Source organism: Streptomyces sp. NPDC051907 (assembly GCF_040681075.1).
Classification (GTDB): domain Bacteria; phylum Actinomycetota; class Actinomycetes; order Streptomycetales; family Streptomycetaceae; genus Streptomyces.
Genome location: NZ_JBFAYB010000053.1, coordinates 1 through 20,539, shown reverse-complemented (window position 1 = coordinate 20,539; position 20,539 = coordinate 1). Strand labels below are relative to the sequence as shown.

The 20,539-nt window shown below is 72.7% G+C and carries 18 protein-coding genes and 1 pseudogene; 10 read left to right on the top strand and 9 right to left on the bottom strand.

What is annotated here, in order from left to right; all coding sequences use genetic code 11:
• Window positions 1-7: 7 nt before the first annotated feature.
• Together AB0M39_RS25185 and AB0M39_RS25180 are read right to left on the bottom strand one after the other, a co-directional pair.
• Window positions 8-1,381 carry a hypothetical protein gene (locus tag AB0M39_RS25185; protein ID WP_365368081.1) on the bottom strand — a complete coding sequence of 458 codons (1,374 nt, stop codon included), beginning with the start codon at window positions 1,379-1,381 and terminating at the stop codon, window positions 8-10.
• Complete coding sequence (locus tag AB0M39_RS25180; RefSeq protein ID WP_365368079.1) at window positions 1,381-1,722, bottom strand: hypothetical protein; 342 nt, start codon at window positions 1,720-1,722, stop codon at window positions 1,381-1,383. The genes AB0M39_RS25185 and AB0M39_RS25180 overlap by 1 nt, the downstream gene beginning before the upstream one ends.
• A 282-nt stretch (window positions 1,723-2,004) precedes the next feature.
• Between AB0M39_RS25180 and AB0M39_RS25175 the strand changes: the two genes are divergently transcribed.
• Window positions 2,005-2,475, top strand: a complete 471-nt coding sequence (locus AB0M39_RS25175; protein WP_365368075.1) for a hypothetical protein — start codon at window positions 2,005-2,007, stop codon at window positions 2,473-2,475.
• 73 nt (window positions 2,476-2,548) lie between these two features.
• On the opposite strand, the gene AB0M39_RS25170 is transcribed toward AB0M39_RS25175, so the two are convergent.
• Window positions 2,549-3,259, bottom strand: coding sequence for a GDSL-type esterase/lipase family protein (locus AB0M39_RS25170; RefSeq protein ID WP_365368073.1), 711 nt, complete (start codon window positions 3,257-3,259; stop codon window positions 2,549-2,551).
• 189 nt (window positions 3,260-3,448) lie between these two features.
• Here AB0M39_RS25170 and AB0M39_RS25165 point away from each other — a divergent pair, with 189 nt between their 5' ends.
• The gene (locus AB0M39_RS25165; protein WP_365368071.1) at window positions 3,449-4,447 is read left to right on the top strand and encodes a WD40 repeat domain-containing protein; all 999 of its coding nucleotides are present in this window, start codon (window positions 3,449-3,451) and stop codon (window positions 4,445-4,447) included.
• Window positions 4,448-4,547: 100 nt separating this feature from the next.
• Here the strand turns inward: AB0M39_RS25165 and AB0M39_RS25160 are convergent, their stop codons facing one another.
• Entirely contained in the window at window positions 4,548-5,312 is a 765-nt protein-coding gene (locus AB0M39_RS25160; RefSeq protein WP_365368069.1) for a TetR/AcrR family transcriptional regulator, read from the bottom strand.
• A 109-nt stretch (window positions 5,313-5,421) separates the two neighbouring features.
• Here AB0M39_RS25160 and AB0M39_RS25155 point away from each other — a divergent pair, with 109 nt between their 5' ends.
• Together AB0M39_RS25155 and AB0M39_RS25150 are read left to right on the top strand one after the other, a co-directional pair.
• Entirely contained in the window at window positions 5,422-6,387 is a 966-nt protein-coding gene (locus AB0M39_RS25155; RefSeq protein ID WP_365368066.1) for an ATP-binding cassette domain-containing protein, read from the top strand.
• Between the two features lie 17 nt (window positions 6,388-6,404).
• Window positions 6,405-7,232: an ABC transporter permease gene (locus AB0M39_RS25150; RefSeq protein ID WP_365368157.1), complete on the top strand. Its 828-nt coding sequence runs from the start codon at window positions 6,405-6,407 to the stop codon at window positions 7,230-7,232.
• 9 nt (window positions 7,233-7,241) lie between these two features.
• On the opposite strand, the pseudogene AB0M39_RS25145 reads toward AB0M39_RS25150, so the two are convergent.
• The 3 genes and pseudogenes from AB0M39_RS25145 to AB0M39_RS25135 form a co-directional block, all read right to left on the bottom strand.
• Window positions 7,242-7,394: pseudogene (locus AB0M39_RS25145) on the bottom strand (Uma2 family endonuclease); the annotation flags it as partial.
• 72 nt (window positions 7,395-7,466) lie between these two features.
• On the bottom strand, window positions 7,467-8,585 hold the full coding sequence (gene serC / locus AB0M39_RS25140; protein WP_365368064.1) for a phosphoserine transaminase: 1,119 nt from the start codon (window positions 8,583-8,585) through the stop codon (window positions 7,467-7,469).
• Window positions 8,586-8,695: 110 nt separating this feature from the next.
• Window positions 8,696-9,421, bottom strand: coding sequence for an ATP/GTP-binding protein (locus tag AB0M39_RS25135; RefSeq protein ID WP_365368062.1), 726 nt, complete (start codon window positions 9,419-9,421; stop codon window positions 8,696-8,698).
• 226 nt (window positions 9,422-9,647) lie between these two features.
• On the opposite strand from AB0M39_RS25135, the gene AB0M39_RS25130 reads away from it, so the two are divergent.
• Window positions 9,648-12,464: an FAD-binding and (Fe-S)-binding domain-containing protein gene (locus AB0M39_RS25130; protein WP_365368060.1), complete on the top strand. Its 2,817-nt coding sequence runs from the start codon at window positions 9,648-9,650 to the stop codon at window positions 12,462-12,464.
• Between the two features lie 30 nt (window positions 12,465-12,494).
• On the opposite strand, the gene AB0M39_RS25125 is transcribed toward AB0M39_RS25130, so the two are convergent.
• Both AB0M39_RS25125 and AB0M39_RS25120 read right to left on the bottom strand, forming a co-directional pair.
• Window positions 12,495-12,911: a pyridoxamine 5'-phosphate oxidase family protein gene (locus AB0M39_RS25125; protein WP_365368058.1), complete on the bottom strand. Its 417-nt coding sequence runs from the start codon at window positions 12,909-12,911 to the stop codon at window positions 12,495-12,497.
• An 86-nt stretch (window positions 12,912-12,997) separates the two neighbouring features.
• Window positions 12,998-13,864, bottom strand: a complete 867-nt coding sequence (locus tag AB0M39_RS25120; protein WP_365368056.1) for a LysR family transcriptional regulator — start codon at window positions 13,862-13,864, stop codon at window positions 12,998-13,000.
• A 163-nt stretch (window positions 13,865-14,027) separates the two neighbouring features.
• Here AB0M39_RS25120 and AB0M39_RS25115 point away from each other — a divergent pair, with 163 nt between their 5' ends.
• From AB0M39_RS25115 to AB0M39_RS25095, 5 genes are all read left to right on the top strand, one after another.
• Window positions 14,028-14,900, top strand: coding sequence for an EamA family transporter (locus AB0M39_RS25115; protein ID WP_365368155.1), 873 nt, complete (start codon window positions 14,028-14,030; stop codon window positions 14,898-14,900).
• Window positions 14,901-14,984: 84 nt separating this feature from the next.
• A complete protein-coding gene (locus AB0M39_RS25110) occupies window positions 14,985-15,785 on the top strand; it encodes a TIGR03084 family metal-binding protein (RefSeq protein WP_365368054.1) in 801 nt (266 codons plus the stop codon).
• Between the two features lie 3 nt (window positions 15,786-15,788).
• Window positions 15,789-17,480, top strand: coding sequence for an acyclic terpene utilization AtuA family protein (locus tag AB0M39_RS25105; protein ID WP_365368052.1), 1,692 nt, complete (start codon window positions 15,789-15,791; stop codon window positions 17,478-17,480).
• A complete protein-coding gene (locus AB0M39_RS25100; RefSeq protein ID WP_365368050.1) occupies window positions 17,477-19,075 on the top strand; it encodes a carboxyl transferase domain-containing protein in 1,599 nt (532 codons plus the stop codon). The genes AB0M39_RS25105 and AB0M39_RS25100 overlap by 4 nt, the downstream gene beginning before the upstream one ends.
• Before the next feature lie 7 nt (window positions 19,076-19,082).
• Window positions 19,083-20,539: biotin carboxylase N-terminal domain-containing protein (locus tag AB0M39_RS25095; RefSeq protein ID WP_365368048.1), on the top strand; the 1,457-nt coding region annotated here is incomplete at its 3' end.

Genomic DNA, 20,539 nt, shown 5'->3' with positions numbered 1-20,539 from the left:
TTCTCGCTCACTGCCCGGAGGTCGAGTACGGGCCGTGGATGTAGTCCTTGGGGATGGTTCCGCTGATCAGCCACTCGCCGTCGCGGCGGGTGTTCAGGAGAGCCATGATGCGGTCGGCGACCTTCTTGGTCTTGCCCTTGCTCAGGCCGAGATCGTCGGACACCGCGGTGATGTCCTCTCTCGGGCTGGTCGGGGTCAGAGAGGTCGGTACGTCGACGTGCTTCCCCGCCACCAGGTCGATCTCGTCCTGGATGGACTGCTGTACGCGTTCAGCAGGCCAGACGTCCACGTCCTTGACCTTACCGGCGGCGATGTCGTCCTGGAGCCTCTGGTAGTCGACGCGAAGCTCTTCCTTCCCGTAGACCTTGCCCGTGCCGTCGGCAGGCGCGAAGGAGGTGAACTGGCTGTTCTCCTTGTGCTGGGGCACCTGGCCGCCGCGGACATGCTGGAGCGGAGTGATATCGCCGTCCGGGTTGGCCGGAATCAGACCGACTTCGGAGTCGTATCTGGACTTCCGGAGTCCGAACGGGTTGTGCGTGGCGCCGAAGTCGTCGTCCTGACGGATCAATCGCAGCGCGTTGGGGTCGTCGGCGGCTGACAGGCCTGGAACCGCCGCCGGTCCCGGCCCCGCTGCGGGCGGACGGAGGTAGAAGGGCACGTCGTTGAGGAGCGTCCGGAGTCCGCCGGCCTCGACGACGGACTGGGCCCCTCCGAAGCCTGCGCCGAAGGCGCCGCCGAAGATCATGCCGTTCGTCGCGGCCTGGCTTGCGAGCTCGAGGCTGTAGCCGTCCTGATTCCCGGTCGCGATCTGGAGGGGCTGGGCGACCGCGAGATCGACGGTCACCGACTCGACACCGCCGAAGACGGCGCCGACCAGGGCTGTGGCGGCTATTCGTGCTGCTGTCGTGCTGATGACCACGCCCATGCCCGCGGCGAACTCGACGATGGTGGCCGCAGCCGTGGCCGCCGCGCCGGCCGCCAGACCGGCGGTGAAGAAGGCGAGGCCGATGCCGGCCACGATGACGCCGGCTGAGATCGCCAACTGGGTGTCGATCTTGTCCTTGACGTCCTCGATGTCGTCCGCGAGGTCTTCCAGCGCCTGCGCCATCTGCCGGGCGGAGCCCTCAAGGTCCTGGAGCCACCCCTTCTCGCCGTTGCTGTATCGACGCCAGAACTCGTCGAAGGCCTCGATGGCCTCACCCTTGTTGTTGTGGATGAGGGTGGTGGCGTTGGTGTTCGTGGCTATACGCACGTTCTTGACGGCGTCCGCGTAGTTCCGCCACGCCGTGGCCGCCTTGCGCAGCTTGGCCTCGTCGCCGTCCGGCCACCACATGCCCATCGATTCGACGAGCCATTCCTTGGCTTCCTCGAAGGCGCCCATCAGCGGGCGTCCTTGCGGTCCGCCTTACTGAACATCGCTCTGATCAACTTCTCGTTGTCGATGTGACCATCAGCCATGTCCGTCAGCGCAACATGGATACTGGCCAGACCTTGCACCAAGATCGCGGCGGAGTTCTCCATGTTCTCGAGGTTCTTGCCATAGGCGTCCCGGAACTTCGCGACCTCCTCCTCGCCGCCCCACGGGGCGCCGAGAGCGTCCAGCTCCTGCTTCAAAGTGACCGCCGCTGTGCGGAGCGCCTCGCTCTGGGTATGGAAACCAGGGGCTGACGCCTTGATGTCAGCGGTCTTGATGTCCAGAACCTTGCCAGGTGTCTCTGCCATGTCGTGCTCCCCCGTGCTTTGTTGGCCTCCCGACGTTAGCCGATCGCCTTCGGCGTGCGGTCATGGGGTCAGGCCGGGGAAAGGGGTATAACGGGGCGAGATGGAATGAATCACCGTGTGGCTGGAATTCGCCGGTGCGGTGTCGGGCGTATGGCGACAGCCCTTGCTTTCTTGAGGTGTACATGCCGCAATGCGAGTGTCGCTGCCCGCACCCGGCGCACCCCGCACCCCGCACCCCCACATGAGCCATCCCGTACACCCCACATGAAAGCGGGACCCCCCATGAGGCACGGCAGACTCTCCTTCGGATCCTTACTGGGCGTCGGCGTCATGGCCGTCGGCGCCGTGCTCGGGACCGCCACCGGCGCAGGCGCGGTGACTCCCGACACCGCCACCCTCTCCTTCAACTGCGGATTCTTCGGCTCCGGCTCGGCGACCCTGAACGCCACGCAGGACGGGACCGCCGCCACCATCAGCCTCTCCACGTCCGCCATCACCTCGCCGATCAGCGTCGGAGCGAACTCCGTCGCCTCGACCCTCACCCTGACCAAGAACGGGACCGACACCGCCACCTTCACCGGCAGGTCCAACCCCGCCATCCCGGCCGGCGGGCCCGTGTCCACCGGGCCGCTCACCGGAACCGTCGCCGTCGGCGACTCGCTGGAGGCGAAGTCGCTCAAGGTCGTCGTCTTCGGCATCACGGCGAACTGCACCGCCACCTCCGCGCAGTCCCCCGGCCCCTTCGTCTTCTAGAGGGCGGATGGACTCAGCTCAGGAGGGGTGCTCGCCACTCCTCCTGAGCCGCTCTACTCCTCCTGAGCCTGGCTCAACTGACGCTGGCCGCCGCCGGAGACGCCGGCAGCTCGTACGGCGTGCCCAGGTCCCACGCCTGGTGCATCGCCTCCGCGAACGCGGCCGCCAGCTTGTGCTCGCCGGTCGGGCCGGGGTGCGTCCCGTCGTATGTGTCGTGGTCGATGTCGTACGCCGCCGGGGCCGAGGCCAGCAGGACCGGCGAGGCCGCCGTGTCCAGGTCGGCGACGGCCTTCGCGAGCAGTTCGTTGAAGCGGTCGCACTCGGCGGCGAAGGGAGCGTCGGTGCGGGCCCGCACGTTCGGTATGACCGGCAGCAGCACCATCCGCACCCGCGGGTTCGCGGCGCGGGCCTCGACGACGAACTGCCGTACGTTGACGGCGGTCTGGGCGCTGTCCGTGTAGAAGCCGAGGTCTATCAGGCCGAGCGAGACGAGCAGGACGTCGACCCTCTCCGCGGCGACCGTCTCGCGGATGACGGGCGCCATGTGCAGCCACCCCTCGCCCCAGCCGGCCAGATGGCGGCGGGCGGGCGCGGGGAAGGTCGGGTCGGCGTACGCGGTGGAGAGCGCGGAGTCCGACCCGGCGTCGTACAGCTCCGAGCGCGGGCCGACGATCTCGTACGGGCCGCTGAACGAGGCGCTGAGGTGCTGCCACATACGGAAGCGCCAGGTGTAGTCGCCGGCACGTCCGATGGTCATGGAGTCGCCGACGAACATAAAACGCATGGGCGCAATCATGGCCGATCACGCGGCTGGTCGGCGATGTGAGGCTGGACACGGGCCGGGCGGGGGGCCGGGCCGTCTGGGCGAGGGGCGCCGGGTGCGGTGGAGGTGGCGCCCGGGCAGGGGTCTGGCCGAGGGGCCGGGCAGGGGTCTGGGCGAAGGGCCCGGCGCGCGAGGTGGCAGGCTGGAGCCATGCGTTCGCTTCCGTACGTCCTCGGGACCTCTGCCGTCGCCGCCGTCGTGGCGCTCGCCGCCGGGCCCGCCGTCGCCGACGAAGACTCCGGTTTCACGATCAAGGACCCGAGGGTGAAGGAGTCCAGCGGGCTCGCCGCGAGCCGGGCGCACCCAGGGGTGTACTGGACGCACAACGACCAGGACCAGCCGCGCGTCTTCGCCGTCGACTCCAAGACCGGCGAGACCGTCGCGACGATCACCCTGAGCGGCGTCGGCACACCGCGCGACATGGAGGCGATCTCGGTCGGCCCGGACGGGAGCGTCTACGTCGGCGACATCGGCGACAACCTCGACGGCAGCTGGGACCACGTCTGGATCTACCGCTTCCCCGAGCCGAAGACGCTGAAGGACCAGACCGTGCGCGCGGCGCAGTTCACGGTGAAGTACGCGGACGGCGCGCGCAACGCCGAGGCGCTGATGGTCCACCCCAAGACGGGCCGGGTCTACATCGCCTCGAAGAACGAGGACGGCGGCGGCCTGTACGAGGGGCCCGTGACCCTGACCGCCTCCGGCACGAACGTCTTCCGCCGGGTCGGGGAGGTGCCCTGGGTGACCGACGGGGCCTTCTCGCCGGACGGCAAGGAGCTGCTGCTGCGCTCGTACTTCAGCGCCCGCGGCTATGAGTGGAAGAACGGCAAGCTGGGGACGGACCACCGGGTGCGCGCGCCGCTCCAGGGCCAGGCCGAGTCCGTGACGTACACGGCGGACGGCGCGGCGCTGATGTTCGGCTCGGAGGGGGAGCAGAGCGATGTGGAGCGGGTCCCCCTCGGCGACGACTCGGCGTCGGGCGGCGGACGCGGGTCCGACTCCGACTCCGGTAAGTCGCCGTCCAGCGGCGGGAGTTCGGCGGACGCCGCCGGGGACGGCGGGAACGACAAGCTCACGTTCGCCTTGATCGTCCTGGCGGGCGGCGCGGCCCTCGTGCTGGGCCTGAAGCGGCTCTTCCGACGCGGCTGAGGCGCGGGGCGCGCCCTGACCTGAGGCGGCAGGGCACGCCCCTGACCTGAGGGGGCCTGAGGCTGAGGGGGCGCGCCCCCTCACGCCCCGCCCCCTCACCTCACCCCCCGCCCCCCTCCGCGCGCTCCTTCACCAGCGCCTCGAACCCCGCGATCAGCCGCCGCAGCCCGAACCCGAAGGTGTCGAACGCGCCGAACGCGTCCTCCGACAGCGCCGCCACCATCGGGTACTCCCCGCTGAGCATCGCCCTCTCCAGGAACGGCTGCTGCTGGCCCCAGAACTCGTCGTCGGTCAGCCCCGTCTCCTTGACCGCCTCCGCGGCCTGGATCTCCAGGCGCGCGATGCCGTAGACGTGGCTCTGCACGGTGATGATCACCGCGATCAGCTCGGGGTCGCTGAGCCCCATCCCCTGAAGCGCGGTGAGGGCGACGTCCAGCCCCCGCACGCTGCTGGGGCCGAGGACCGTGCGCGTCTGGTTGACGTTGAGCAGCCAGGCGTGGGACCGGAAGAGCTCCAGGTGGGCGCGGGCCAGCTGCTCCACGGCCGCGGGCCAGTCGCCCTCGGGGGCGTGGCTCGCGGCGTCGAGGGGCGCGCCCTGGACGCGGTCGAGCATCAGGTCGAGCAGCTCCGCCTTGCCCGGGACGTACCGGTACAGCGACATCGTGCCGACGCCGAGCTCGGTCGAGAGGCGGCGCATCGACACGGCGGCCAGGCCCTCCGCGTCCGCGACCTCGACCGCCGCCGTGACGATCCGGTCCAGCGTGAGTCCGGGCTTGGGCCCGCGGGAGGGGCGCTCGCCGGTGCCCCAGAGGAGTTCCAGGCTGCGCGAGACGTCGCCGCTGCCGCCCGTTTCGGTCGTCGTCATGGGGTCAGCCTAATGCTCTGGACAGAAATTGGGTACGGTGTACTCTCCTCCGGGTACACCGTACTCAGTTTGGTGGGTCGCGTCGTACGTCCGACTCGAGGAGGGGCTCATGAGCGCATACGCGGTGCTGGCGGAGGCGATCGAGAAGAGGTACGGCGAGAAGAGGGCCCTCGACGGCTTCGACCTCGCCGTGCGCAGGGGGACCGTGCACGGCCTGCTCGGGCCGAACGGCGCGGGGAAGACCACGGCGGTGCGCGTGCTCGCCACGCTGCTGCGGTTCGACGGCGGACGGGCCGAGGTGGCCGGCGCCGACGTGGCCCGCGACCCGCGCCGCGTGCGCCGCAGGATCGGGCTCACCGGGCAGTACGCCGCGGTGGACCAGCTCTTGACCGGGCGTCAGAACCTGGAGATGTTCGGCCGGCTCTTCCATCTGGGCGGCAAGGGGGCCGCGCGGCGCGCCGGCGAGCTGCTGGAGCGGTTCGACCTGGTGGAGGCGGCGGACGACGGCGTCGGAGGGTACAGCGGCGGCATGCGCAGACGGCTGGACCTGGCGTCGTCGATGATCCTCGCTCCCGAGGTGCTCTTCCTGGACGAGCCGACGACCGGCCTCGACCCGCGCGGCCGGGGCGAAGTGTGGTCGGCGGTGCGGGAGTTGGTGGCGGGCGGCACGACGGTCCTGCTGACCACGCAGTACTTGGAGGAGGCCGACCAGCTCGCCTCGCACATCACGGTCATCGACAGGGGCCGGGCCATCGCGGACGACACCCCCGACGGCCTGAAGAACCGCGTCGGCGGCGACCGTATCGAGGTGGTCGTCGGCGAGGAGGCGGACCTGGCCGCCGCGGTCAAGACGGTCGCGCGGGTGTCGGTCGGCGAGCCGGAGACCGACGGGCAGGAGCGCCGGGTGCACGCGGTGGTCGCCGACCGGGTGGCGGCGCTGACCGAGGTGGCGAGGAGCCTTCAGGACCAGGGGATCGCGGTCGAGGACATCGGGCTGCGCAGGCCCAGTCTGGACGACGTGTTCCTGCGCCTGACCGGACACCGTACGGACGCGATGGAAGGAGCGGCGGCATGAGCGGCGGAGCGAGCGGCATGAGCGGCGTCGGCGCGACACCGGAGGAGGGCCCCGAGCGGCGGCTCTACTGGGCGGTCGTGGACAGCTGGAACGTGGTGCGCCGCGGGCTCACCCACTACCAGCGCCAGCCCTCCCTCATCGCCTGGCAGCTGGGCTTCCCGATCGTCTCGGTGCTGCTGTACGGCTATGTGTTCGGCGGGGCGATGCAGTCGCCGGACGGCGGCGACTACCGCGACTTCCTGTTGCCGGGCATGTTCGTGATGACGATGGCCTTCGGCTTCATGAACACGGCCATCATGGTGGTGAACGACTCCTCGAAGGGCGTCGTCGACCGCTTCCGCTCGATGCCGATGGCGCCGTCGGCGGTGGTCGCCGGACGCGGGGCCAACGACCTGATCGTCGCCTGCGCGGAGCTGACGATCCTCGCGGGGACGGCGTTCGCGATGGGCTGGCGCTCGGACGGCGGCTTCTTCGGCACGCTGGGCGCGTTCGGGCTGCTGCTCCTGCTGCGGTTCTTCATGATCTGGGCGGGCGTCTGGATCGGCCTCCTGGTCCCGAGCCCGGAGGCGGCGGGCGGCCTGTACGCCGTGGCGTTCCCGCTGACGATGATCTCCAGCGTCTTCGTTCCGCCCTCCACGATGCCCGACTGGCTGGGGGCGGTCGCCGCGTGGAACCCGATCTCGTCGACGGCGTCGGCGACGCGCGAGCTGTTCGGCAACCCGGTGGCGAGCGACGGCAGCTGGATCCAGGAGAACGCGGTCCTGATGGCGGTCGTCTGGCCGGTGGTGCTGACGGCGCTGTTCCTGCCGCTGGCGGTACGGAGGTTCCAGCGGCTCAGTCGCTGAGGGGGCTGTTCACGCTTCGGGCCGGGGCCTGCGGGCCCCGGCCTTGAGCAGCTCCTCCACGTCGAGGGTGACCTTCGCGCCAATGGAGTCGGGGAGGGTGGCCTGCTCGCCTGGGGTGTGGATGCGGTGGCTGCCGTAGTCGGCGGCCCCATCGGGCTCTGTTCAGGTGACGCGTCAGGGCCCGGGCACGCCTGCCGTGCCCGGGCCCCACCCACGTACAACCGCGAACGGCTGCTACAGCTTCTCGATCACGTAGTCGATGCAGGCCGTCAGCGCCTCGACGTCCGACGGGTCGATCGCCGGGAACATCGCCACGCGCAGCTGGTTGCGGCCCAGCTTGCGGTACGGCTCGGTGTCCACGATGCCGTTCGCGCGCAGCGCCTTGGCGATCGCGGCCGCATCGACCTCGTCCACGAAGTCGATCGTGCCGATGACCTGCGAGCGCTTGGCCGGGTCCGCGACGAACGGGTCCGCGAGTTTCGACGCCTCGGCCCATCCGTACAGCGTCTGCGACGACTCGGCGGTGCGGCGGACCGACCAGTCCAGGCCGCCCTGGCCGTTCAGCCACTTCAGCTGCTCGTTCAGCAGGAAGAGCGTGGACAGCGCAGGGGTGTTGTACGTCTGGTTCTTGCGCGAGTTGTCGATCGCCGTCGGCAGGCTGAAGAACTCCGGCACGTGCCGGCCCGACGCGTGGATCCGCTCGGCGCGCTCCAGCGCGGCCGGGGAGAAGACGCCGATCCACAGGCCGCCGTCGGAGGCGAAGGACTTCTGCGGGGCGAAGTAGTAGACGTCGGTCTCGGCGATGTCGACGGGCAGGCCGCCCGCGCCGGACGTCGCGTCGACGAGCACCAGCGAGCCCTCGTCCGCGCCCGCCACCCGCTTGATCGGGGCCGCGACGCCGGTGGAGGTCTCGTTGTGCGTGAAGGCGTAGACGTCGACGCCGGCCTCGGCCGCCGGCTCCGGGTGGGTGCCCGGGTCGGAGGCGATGACCGTGGGCTCCGCGAGCCACGGCGCGAGCTTGGCGGCCTTCGCGAACTTGGAGGAGAACTCGCCGAACGACAGGTGCTGGGACTTGTTCTCGATCAGTCCGTGCGTCGCGACGTCCCAGAACGCGGTCGAGCCGCCGTTGCCCAGGATCACCTCGTAGCCCTCGGGGAGCTGGAAGAGGTCGCGTACGCCGTCGCGCACCGCGCCGACCAGGTTCTTCACCGGGGCCTGGCGGTGGGACGTGCCGAGGAGGGACGTGCCGGTAGCGGCCAGGGCGTCCAGCGCCTCCGTTCGCACCTTGGAGGGGCCCGCGCCGAAACGGCCGTCGGCGGGCTTGATGTCAGCGGGAATCTGGATCTCAGCCACGAGCCGGAGCGTATCGGGTCCGAGGGCGCGGCGGATACGCGGTCCGCCCGATGAGACGACGAATCCGCTGTGAGCTGCGGCTCAGCCTTGGGCGGCTCAGCCTCCGGTGCTCACCCTTCTGCGGCCCGGTCCGTCGCCTGGTCCGGCGCCCGGTCCGTCGCTTGGTCGGGTGCCTGGTCCGGCGCCCGGTCCCGATCCGCCTCCGCCGCGCCCTCCTCGCGCAGGGACAGCGTGTGCAGATGCTCGATCAGGGCGATCAGCACGAACTTGCTGGACGAGTGGTCCCGGGCGTCGAACTCGACCAGCGGCACGTCCGGCCCCAGCGCCAGCGCCTCGCGGATGCGGTCCTCGCTGTGGAGGGGGCCGCCGAAGTCGTTGACGGCGACGATGAAGGGCGTGCCCTGGCGCTCCAGACGGTCGATCGCGTACCAGGAGGCGTCGAGGCTGCGGGTGTCGACGAGCACGACCGCGCCGAGCGTGCCCGACAGCAGCCGCTCCCACAGGAACCAGAAGCGCCCCTGGCCCGGCGCGCCGAAGAGGTACAGCACGCTGCGCTCGTCGAGCGTGATCCGGCCGAAGTCGAAGGCGACGGTCGTGGCGTTCTTGTCCTGCACCGCCTTGTCCTGGACCGCCGATGCGGCGTCCAGATCGCGGCCCGCGCGGCTGATCACCTCTTCCGTGTGAAGGGGGCGGATCTCGCTGACGGAGCGGATCATCGTCGTCTTTCCGACGCCGAATCCGCCCACGACGACGATCTTCAGGGCGTTGACGGTCGACCCGGCGAGCGCGGGGTGGGTCTGCGCCGGGGCTGCCGCCCGGGTGAGGCGGGTCGTCATCGGGTCATCGGTTCTCGTCGGTGACGGTCATCGAGTGTTGCCTTCCGGGGGTGACGGGGGCGTAACTGGAGCCGTGAGTTCCTGATCAAGTGGTCGTCACTATAGGAGAGTTGGCGATCACTTTGGTAAGGACTTGTGGCCTTTCCCACGAGAGGGACGGCGCATCGTGTGCAAGTGACATGTTTCCTGCCGGTGTGGCGCGAGCGGCGGGGGCATCCTGAGAGACATGGCTGAGCAGCAGGAGACGGCGGGGCTGGCACAGGCGCTGGCGCGGGCGGTACGCGGCGAGGTGGACTTCTCGGCCGCCGCCCGGGCCCTGATGACCATGGACGCGTCCAACTATCGGCGGGTCCCGGTCGGCGTCGTCGCGCCGCGCGACGCCGAGGACGTGGCCGCCGCGCTGGAGGTGTGCCGCCGCCACGGGACGCCGGTGGTGCCCCGCGGCGCGGGGACCTCCATCGCGGGGCAGGCCACGGGCGTCGGGGTGGTCCTGGACTTCACCCGCCATATGAACGCCGTGGTCGACGTGGACGCCCAGGCGCGCACGGCCGTGGTGCAGCCGGGCGTCGTCCTCGACACGCTGCGCGACGCCGTGCGCGCCCACGGGCTGACGTTCGGCCCCGACCCCTCCACGCACAGCCGCTGCACGCTCGGCGGGATGATCGGCAACAACTCCTGCGGGGCGCACTCGGTGGCGTGGGGGACGACGGCCGACAACGTACGGCGGCTGTCGGTGCTGACGTACGGAGGGGACGAGCTCGCGCTCGGCCAGGGCTGGCAGGACGGCGTCGGCGGCGCTCCCGCCGGCCTGCGCGAGCTGGTCGAGCGCCATCTGGCGCTTCTGCGCACCGGCTACCCCGACGGCCTGCCGCGCAGGATCTCCGGCTACGCGCTGGACGCCCTGCTCCCCGAGAAGGGCGTCGACCTCGCCCGCGCCTTCTGCGGCAGCGAGGGCACCCTGGGGGTGGCGACGGAGGCGGTCGTACGCCTGGTGGACGCGCCGCACGCCCGGGCGCTCGCCGTCCTCGGCTACCCGGACGAGAGCGCGGCGGCCCAGGCGGCGGCCGGACTGCTGCCGTACGGCCCGCTGACCGTCGAGGGCATGGCCGCGGACCTGGTCCCGGACCCGCGCGGGCTGCCCCGCGGCGGCGCCTGGCTCTTCGTCGAGACGGGCGGCGACACGGCGGCCGAGGCCCGGACGCGCGCGGCGGGGATCGTACGGGCGGCCGACGCGCTGGACGGGACGGTGGTGGACGACCCGGCCGGGATGCGCGCGCTGTGGCGGGTGCGGGAGGACGCGGCAGGCACGGCGACCCGGACCCCCGACGGCGGGGAGGCCTGGCCGGGGTGGGAGGACTGCGCGGTGCCGCCGGAGCGGCTCGGGGCGTATCTGCGGGACTTCCGCGCGCTGCTCGCCGAGCACGGCCTGCGCGGCACGCCGTACGGCCACTTCGGCGACGGCTGCATCCACGTCCGGATCGACTTCGACCTGATGAGCGAGGAGGGCGTACGACGGTTCCGGCGGTTCTCCGAGGAGACGGCGGACCTCGTCGTCGCCCACGGCGGCTCGCTGTCGGGCGAGCACGGCGACGGCCAGGCGCGCGCGGAGCTGCTGCCGAGGATGTACGGGGACGAACTGGTCGCGCTCTTCGGCCGGTTCAAGGATCTGTGGGACCCGGCGGGCGGCATGAACCCGGGGATGCTGGCCCGTCCGAACCGGCTCGACTCCGATCTGCGCTTCGCCGTCCTGCCGCGCGTCCCCGTCGAGACGGCGTTCGGCTTCCCGCACGACGGCGGGGACTTCGCGAGCGCGGTGCGGCGGTGCGTGGGCGTCGCCAAGTGCCGCAACCCCGCCGGGTCTGCGGGGGTGATGTGCCCCTCGTTCCGGGCGACGGGCGAGGAGGCCCACTCCACGCGCGGCCGGGCGCGGCTGCTGCACGAGATGCTCGCGGGAGAGGTCGTACGCGACGGCTGGCGCTCCACGGAGGTCCGGGACGCCCTGGACCTGTGCCTGTCCTGCAAGGGCTGCCGCAGCGACTGCCCGGTGGGCGTCGACATGGCCGCGTACAAGGCGGAGTTCCTGCACCACCACTACGCCGGCCGGGTCCGGCCGGCCGCGCACTACGCGATGGGCCGGCTGCCGCAGTGGCTGCGCGCCGCGGCGCCCTTCGCCCGGGCGGTCAACGCGGCGGCCCGGGTGCGCCCGCTCGCCGCGCTGGCCAAGCGCCTGGCGGGCATCGCGCCCGAGCGCCCGCTGCCCGCGCTCGCGCCCGAGACGTTCCGGCGCTGGCTGCGCGGGCATATGAGCGGCCGTGCGGAGGTCCTCGCCGAGGGCCGCACGGCGGTGCTGTGGCCGGACACCTTCACCGACCATCTCTCCCCGTCCGTGGGCCGGGCGGCGGTACGGGTGATGGAGTCGGCGGGCCTGGGGATCGTCCTCCCGCCGGGCCGGGTCTGCTGCGGCCTGACGTACGTCTCCACGGGCCAGCTCGACCGCGCCCGCGCGGTGATGCGGCACACCCTGGACACCGTGGAGCCGCTGCTCGACCTGGGCGCCCCGGTCGTCGTCCTGGAGCCGAGCTGCGCGGCGGCGCTGAAGACGGACCTGCCGGAGCTGCTGACCGACGATCCGCGGGCGGCCCGGCTGGCCGCGTCGGTACGGACGTTCGCCCAGGCGCTGGAGGAGTGCGCCCCGGACTGGGTCCCGCCGCGCCTCGACCGCGCCGTCGCGGGCCAGACGCACTGCCACCAGCACGCGGTCCTGGGCGAGGAGGCCGACCGGCGGCTGCGCGAACGGGCCGGGCTGACAGGGGAGCTGAGCAGCGGCTGCTGCGGCCTGGCGGGCAACTTCGGCTTCGAGAAGGGCCACTACGAGGTCTCGGTCGCCTGCGCGGAGGACCAGCTCCTGCCGTCGGTGCGCACGGCGGGCCGGCAGGCGGAGCTGCTGGCGGACGGCTTCTCGTGCCGCACGCAACTGGAACACCTGGACGGCCGCCGCGCCCGCCACCTCGCGGAGGTCCTGGCGGAGGGGCTGGAGGACTGACGACAGCCGGCGGCCCGGGCCGAGGGCGTACTAGAGCGCGAGCTCCTCGATCCGCGGCGGATCCTGCGTGAAGTCGCTGTACCGCACCCAGCCGGGCCGCACCCGTACATGCGTGATGCCGGGCCAGGAGAGCCGGTCCCGGCCGTCCGGGTAGGCCAGGAAGTAGCACGCCTGGAGGCGTTCGAGCTCGGACCCGGCGGGGAAGTCGGCGACGCCCTCGATCTGGGCGGTGATCGCGTCGTCCCAGCCGACGACGAGGGCGATACGGGGGTCGGCGCGCAGGTTCTCGTACTTACGGGTCGTCTCGACGGTGTCGAAGACGATCTCCAGCTCGTCGCTGACCGCGTACCCGACGACCGCGGCCTGCGGCGCCCCGGCGGGGCTGACGGAGGACTGCACGGCGAGTCTGTGCCTGCGGAGGAACCAGATCAGGTCGTCGCGATTCATGGGTCCTCCCTAACACGGGGACGTCCCGATCACGGGGACCTCTGGCTGCCCTCTCGCCCTCGCGGCGACGGGGGCCGCATGCCCGCTCAGCCCCCGGCGTCCTGCGCGGCCACCTCCCGTGCCAGCGCCGCCAGTCGGCGCAGCGACGGATGGGGGGTCGTCGGGCGCCAGGCCAGGAGGACGGGGACCTCGGGGGCGTCCGACAGGGGGAGGTAGACGACGCCCGGGTGCGGGTGGAACTCCGCCGTGGAGGCCACCGACGCGCCGACCGCCCGGCCCGCCGCGATCGCGGTGAGCCAGTCGTCGGTGTTGGCGACCGTGAGCGTCGCGGCCGGGCGGGCGCCGGCGGGCCAGAGGTCCAGCGCCGTCAGGCCGGAGACGCGGTTCAGGACCACCGTCTCCCGTGCCAGGTCCGCCAGGGTCACCGAGGGGCGCGCGGCCAGGGGGCCGTCCGAGGTGACCGCCGCGACGCGGGGCTCGGTGAACAGCAGCTCGGTCACCAGGCCGGACGTGTCCACCGCCCCCCGCAGGACCGCCGCGTCGACCTCGCCGCGGGCCAGGCCCGCCGTGCGGTCGTCGATGCGCAGCAGTTCCAGCGGGGTCTCCGGGTGCTCCTGCTGCCAGCGGCGCAGCAGCGGCGTGGTGTACGGGCCGAGGGCGGACCAGGCGTGGCCGAGCCGCAGCGGCCGGCCGCGCAGGGCGCTCGGGGTCACGGCGTCGTCGAACGCGGCGACCGCGGCCGCCGCCTTGTCGAGGAAGGCCCTCCCCGCCTCGGTGAGCTCCAGGTGGTGGGTCGAGCGGTCGACCAGCCGGGCGCCGAGGCGGGTCTCCAGCGCGGCGAGCGCCCGCGAGACGGTCGGCTGCGCCAGATGCAGCCGCGCGGCCGCCCGGGTCACGCTCGACTCCTCGGCGATGGCCAGGAAGCAGCGGAGGTGGCGCAGCTCGATGCTCATGCGTCTGGAGCATAACCGCAGCGAGAAACGTATTTCACGGATGACGGACGGGTCCGTAGCGTGGAGGGACGGACCAAGACGGACCAAGAGGGATCGGCCAGGGAGGCTTTCGGTGGACGAGGTGCGTACGACGGTCGCCCCTGAGCCGGAGGCCGCCGCCGCTCTGGAGGGCGCGCACGCCCCGGGCGGCGGCCGGCGCTCTCTCGGGCCGGTCTCGCTCGTCGTCGCCGGCGCGCTGTCCGTCCAGTTCGGCGCCTCGATCGCCGTCCTGCTCATGCCCCGCACCGGCCCGCTCGGCGTCGTCGCCCTCCGGCTGGTCCTCGCGGCCCTCGTCCTGCTCGTGGTGTGCCGGCCCCGGCTGCGCGGGCACTCGCGCGCCGACTGGGGGACCGTCGTCGCCTTCGGCACGGTCATGGCCGCGATGAACGTGCTCTTCTACCAGGCCGCCGACCGCATCCCCCTCGGCGCGGCCGTCACCCTCGAGGTCCTCGGCCCGCTCACCCTCTCCGTGATCGCCTCGCGGCGGCTGGTGAACCTCGTGTGGGCCGGTCTCGCCCTGGGCGGCGTCGTCCTGCTCAGCGGCGGCGGCTTCGACCGGCTCGACCCGGTCGGCGCGCTCTTCGCGCTCTCGGCGGGCGCGATGTGGGCCGGGTACATCGTGTTCAGCGCCCGTACCGGACGGCGCTTCCCGCAGGCCGACGGGCTGGCGCTGGCGATGGGCGTCGGGGCCCTGCTCAGCCTGCCGCTCGGGATCGCCGAGGCGGGGTCGAAGCTGCTGGTGCCGTCCACGATCGGTCTGGGGCTGGCCGTCGCGGTGATGTCGTCGGTCCTCCCGTACACGCTGGAGCTGCTCGCCCTGCGCCGGCTGCCCGCGGCGACCTTCGCCGTGATGATGAGCCTGGAGCCGGCCCTCGCGGCGACGGCCGGGTTCCTCGTGCTGCATCAAGCCCTTTCCCTGACCGACGCGTTGGCGATCGGGCTGGTCATCGGGGCGAGCGTGGGCGCGGTCCGGACACAGGCCGCCAGGAAGGCGTAGAAATCAAAGCAAGCATGCTTGCTTGTTTCACTGGGCGCTGCCATGCTCCTCGGCACACAACGTCGTGTCCCAAGGGAGCGAACCGTGTCCGACCCGGCCGCCGTCCTCGTCGCCGTACTCGACGACCTGCGCAGCGAAAGCGATGAACTCGACCAGCTGGTAGGGGAGCTGAAGCCAGCCGGCTGGTCGGCGCCCACCCCGGCGCCAGGGTGGAGCATCGCCCACCAGATCGCCCATCTGGCCTGGACCGACGCCGGGTCGCTGCTCGCCGTCACCGACGCCGGCGCCTTCGCCGCCGAGATCGACAAGGCCCTCGCCTCGCCGCACGGCTTCGTCGACGACGGCGCGGAGGCCGGCGCGGCCCTGCCTCCCGCCGAGCTGCTGGCCCGCTGGCGCGAGGGCCGCGAGCGACTCCAGCAGGCCCTGCGCGAGGCTCCGCCGGGGACGCGCTTCCCCTGGTACGGCCCGCCCATGAGCGCCGCTTCGATGGCCAGCGCCCGGCTGATGGAGACCTGGGCGCACGGCCAGGACGTCGCCGACGCCCTCGGCGCCGTACGCGCCCCGACCGCGCGGCTGCGGCACATCGTCCGCATCGGCGTCCGGGCCCGCGACTACGCCTTCTCGGTCCACGGCCTCACCCCGCCCGCCGAGCCCTTCCGCGTCGAGCTGACCGCGCCCGACGGCGAGCTGTGGGCGGACGGGCCCAAGGACGCGGCCCAGCGGGTGAGCGGCCCCGCCCATGACTTCTGCCTGCTGGTGACCCAGCGCGCGCACCGCGCCGACCTCGCCGTGCGCGCCGAGGGCCCCGACGCCGACCGCTGGCTGGACATCGCCCAGGCCTTCGCGGGACCGGCCGGCCCCGGCCGCGAGCCCAAGGAGGCGTGAGCCGTGCTCCGCATCGCGAACGCCTCCGGCTTCTACGGCGACCGCTTCGAGGCGGTGCGGGAGATGCTGACCGACGGGCCGGTGGACGTGCTGACCGGCGACTACCTCGCCGAGCTGACCATGCTGATCCTCGGCCGCGACCGCCTCAAGGACCCCAGCCTCGGCTACGCAAAGACCTTTCTGCGGCAGCTGGAGGAGAACCTCGGCCTCGCCCACGAGCGCGGCGTGAAGATCGTCGCCAACGCGGGCGGCCTCAACCCGGCGGGCCTCGCCGCCGCCGTGCGCGAGCTCGCCGGCCGCGTCGGCGTCCCCGTCAAGGTCGCCCACGTCGAGGGCGACGACCTCGCCGAGCGCTTCCCGGGCGCGCTGACCGCCAACGCCTACCTCGGCGGCGCCGGGATCGCCGCCTGTCTGAGCGCCGGCGCGGACATCGTGGTCACCGGCCGCGTCACCGACGCCGCCCTGGTCACCGGACCCGCCATGGCCCACTTCGGCTGGGCTCCCACGGAGTACGACAAGCTGGCCGGCGCGGTCGTCGCCGGGCACGTCCTGGAGTGCGGAACCCAGGCCACCGGCGGCAACTACTCCTTCTTCGGCGGCCACGACGTGCGCCGCCCCGGCTTCCCCCTCGCCGAGGTCCACGCCGACGGAACGTCCGTCGTCACCAAGCACGACGGAACCGGCGGCCTCGTCGACGTCGGCACGGTCACCGCCCAGCTCCTGTACGAGACGGGAGGCGCGCGCTACGCGGGACCCGACGTCACCGCCCGCCTCGACACCGTACGGCTGACGCAGGACGGACCCGACCGGGTCCGCATCGACGGCGTGCGCGGCGAGGCGCCGCCGCCCGCCCTCAAGGTCGGCCTCAACCGCGTCGGCGGCTGGCGCAACGAGATCGTGTTCGTGCTGACCGGACTCGACATCGAGGCCAAGGCCCGCCTCGTCCAGGACCAGCTGGACGACGCCCTCGGCGCGTCCCGCCCCGCCGAGGTGCGCTGGGAGCTGGCCCGCACCGACCACGTCGACGGCGACACCGAGGAGCGCGCCAGCGCCTATCTGCGGCTCGTCGTGCGCGACGGCGACCCCGAGAAGGTCGGGCGCGCGGTGAGCGGCGCGGCGATCGAGCTGGCGCTCGGCAGCTACCCGGGCTTCCATGTGACCGCCCCGCCCGGAAAGGGCGCGCCTTACGGGGTGTTCGAGGCGCGGTACGTCGACGCGGCCGAGGTGACGCACACCGCCGTGCTGCCCGACGGGCAGCGGGTCGTGCAGCCGCACCCCGTCCGCACGCGGGCGGTCGAGGCCCTCAACCAGGCGGCCCAGGCGGCCGAGGCGGTCCGGCTGCCCGCGGCGCCGCCCGCGGGGCCGACGCGGGCCGCGCCGCTCGGGCTGGTCGCCGGCGCCCGCAGCGGCGACAAGGGCGGCGACGCCAACGTCGGCGTCTGGGCCAGGTCCGAGGAGGCCTGGAGCTGGCTCGCCCACGAGCTGACCGTGGACCGGTTCCGCGAGCTGCTGCCGGAGACCGCGGGGCTCAGCGTCGTACGGCACGTCCTGCCCAATCTGCGGGCCCTGAACTTCACCGTCGAGGAGATCCTCGGCGAAGGCGTCGCCGCGCAGGCCCGCTTCGACCCGCAGGCCAAGGCGCTGGGGGAGTGGCTGCGTTCGAGGTATGTCGACATCCCGGAGGTACTGCTGTGACCGTCCTCGCCTCGTCGCTCGACCCCGCAGGGCCGGAGTACGCGGCCCACCGCGAGGCCATGCTCGCCAAGCTCGCCGAGCTGGACGCCGCGCACGCGGGGGCCCTCGCGGGCGGCGGCGAGAAGTACGTCGCCCGGCACCGGGGGCGCGGAAAGCTGACCGCCCGCGAGCGCGTCGAGCTGCTCGTCGATCCCGACACGCCCTTCCTCGAGCTGTCGCCGCTCGCCGCGTGGGGCAGCGACTACCCGGTGGGCGCGTCCATGGTCACCGGGATCGGGACGGTCGAGGGCGTGGAGTGCCTGATCACGGCCAACGACCCGACGGTGCGGGGCGGGGCGTCCAACCCGTGGACGCTGAAGAAGGCGCTGCGCGCCAACGAGATCGCCTACGCCAACCGGCTGCCGTGCATCTCGCTGGTCGAGTCCGGCGGCGCCGACCTGCCGTCCCAGAAGGAGATCTTCATCCCCGGCGGGGCGCTGTTCCGGGATCTGACGCGGCTGTCGGCGGCCGGCATCCCCACCGTCGCGGTCGTCTTCGGCAACTCGACGGCGGGCGGGGCGTACGTCCCCGGCATGTCCGACCACACCGTCATGATCAAGGAGCGGTCGAAGGTCTTCCTCGGCGGACCGCCGCTGGTGAAGATGGCGACCGGCGAGGAGAGCGACGACGAGTCGCTCGGCGGCGCGGAGATGCACGCGCGCACCTCGGGGCTCGCGGACTACTTCGCGCTCGACGAGAGCGACGCGCTGCGCCAGGCGCGGCGCGTGGTGGCCCGGCTCAACTGGCGCAAGGCGCACCGGGACCCGGCCCCCGCCGCGCCGCCGAAGTACGACGAGGAGGAGCTGCTCGGCATCGTCCCCGGCGATCTGAAGACGCCCTTCGACCCGCGCGAGGTGATCGCACGGATCGTGGACGGCTCGGACTTCGACGAGTTCAAGCCGCTGTACGGGCCGAGCCTGGTGACGGGCTGGGCCGAGCTGCACGGCTATCCGGTCGGCGTCCTGGCCAACGCCCAGGGCGTGCTGTTCTCGGCCGAGTCCCAGAAGGCGGCGCAGTTCATTCAGCTCGCCAACCAGCGCGACGTTCCGCTGCTCTTCCTGCACAACACCACCGGCTACATGGTCGGCAAGGAGTACGAGCAGGGCGGCATCATCAAGCACGGCGCGATGATGATCAACGCGGTGTCCAACTCGCGGGTGCCGCACCTGTCGGTGCTGATGGGCGCGAGCTACGGCGCCGGGCACTACGGCATGTGCGGCCGGGCGTACGACCCGCGCTTCCTCTTCGCCTGGCCGAGCAGCAAGTCGGCGGTGATGGGCCCGCAGCAGCTGGCCGGGGTGCTCTCGATCGTCGCGCGCGCCTCGGCGGCCGCGAAGGGCCAGCCGTACGACGACGAGGCCGACGCCGGACTGCGGGCGATGGTGGAGCAGCAGATCGAGGCCGAGTCGCTGCCGATGTTCCTGTCCGGGCGGCTGTACGACGACGGCGTCATCGACCCCCGCGACACCCGCACGGTCCTCGGCCTGTGCCTGTCCGCGATCCACACGGCCCCGGTCGAAGGCGCGCGCGGCGGCTTCGGCGTCTTCAGGATGTGAGGCACAGATGATTCGCTCTGTTCTGGTCGCGAACCGCGGGGAGATCGCGTGCAGGGTCTTCCGCACCTGCCGTGAGCTCGGCGTCGCGACCGTCGCGGTGCACTCCGACGCGGACGCCTCCGCGCTGCACGTACGGCAGGCGGACACGGCCGTACGGCTGCCGGGCTCGACCCCGGCGGACACCTATCTGCGCGGCGACCTGATCGTGAAGGCCGCGCTGGCGGCGGGCGCGGACGCGGTGCACCCCGGCTACGGCTTCCTGTCGGAGAACGCGGACTTCGCGCGGGCGGTGACGGACGCGGGCCTGGTCTGGATCGGGCCGCCCCCGGCGGCGATCGAGGCCATGGCGTCCAAGACGCGGGCCAAGGAGCTGATGGGCGTCGCGCCCCTGACCGAGGTGACCGAGGCCGACCTGCCCGTGCTGGTGAAGGCGGCGGCGGGCGGCGGGGGACGGGGCATGCGGGTGGTGCGCACCCTGTCCGAGCTGGCCGGGCAGCTGGCCGCGGCCCGCGCCGAGGCGGCGTCGGCGTTCGGGGACGGCGAGGTCTTCCTGGAGCCGTACCTGGAGCGCGGGCGCCATGTGGAGGTCCAGATCCTGGCGGACGCGCACGGCACGGTGTGGACGCTGGGCACCCGCGACTGCTCGCTCCAGCGCCGCCACCAGAAGGTGATCGAGGAGTCCCCGGCGCCGGGCCTGCCCGCCGGGCTCGTCGCCGAGCTGCACGAGACGGCGGTGCGGGCGGCGCGCGCGACGGACTACCGGGGAGCAGGCACGGTGGAGTTCCTCGTCGTCGGCGACACGCCCCACTTCCTGGAGATGAACACCCGCCTCCAGGTGGAGCACCCCGTCACCGAGGCGGTGTTCGGCCTGGACCTGGTGGCGCTCCAGCTCCAGGTCGCCGAAGGCGCGCCGCTCCCGCCCGAGCCCCCGGCGCCGAGCGGCCACGCGGTGGAGGCGCGGCTGTACGCGGAGGACCCGGCGAGCGACTGGACGCCCCAGACGGGTCCGCTGCACCAGCTGCGCCTCGCGCCGGCCGACGCGCGCCCGGGGGGCCCGGTCCCTGCCCCCTGGGTGCGCGTCGACACCGGCTACGAGGCGGGCGACGCCGTCGGCGTGCACTACGACGCCATGATCGCCAAGGTGATCGCCTGGGCGCCCACCCGGGAGCAGGCCGTGCGCCGGCTCGCCCACGCCCTGCGCACCGCCCGGGTGCACGGGACCGTCACCAACCGGGATCTGCTCGTACGGTCGTTGGAGCACCCCGACTTCGCCGCCGGGCGGCTGGACACCGGGTTCTACGAGCGGCATCTCGACGAGCTCGCCGCGGCCCCGCCCGGCGAGGAGCTCGCCGCGGTCGCCGCGGCGCTGGCCAGGTGTCAGAACAGTAGTCACGTCGCCTCTTCTCTAGCTCGACGAGCTGTCGTACCAGGGTCAACATCCAACCAGGCCGAAAACGTTCCCGC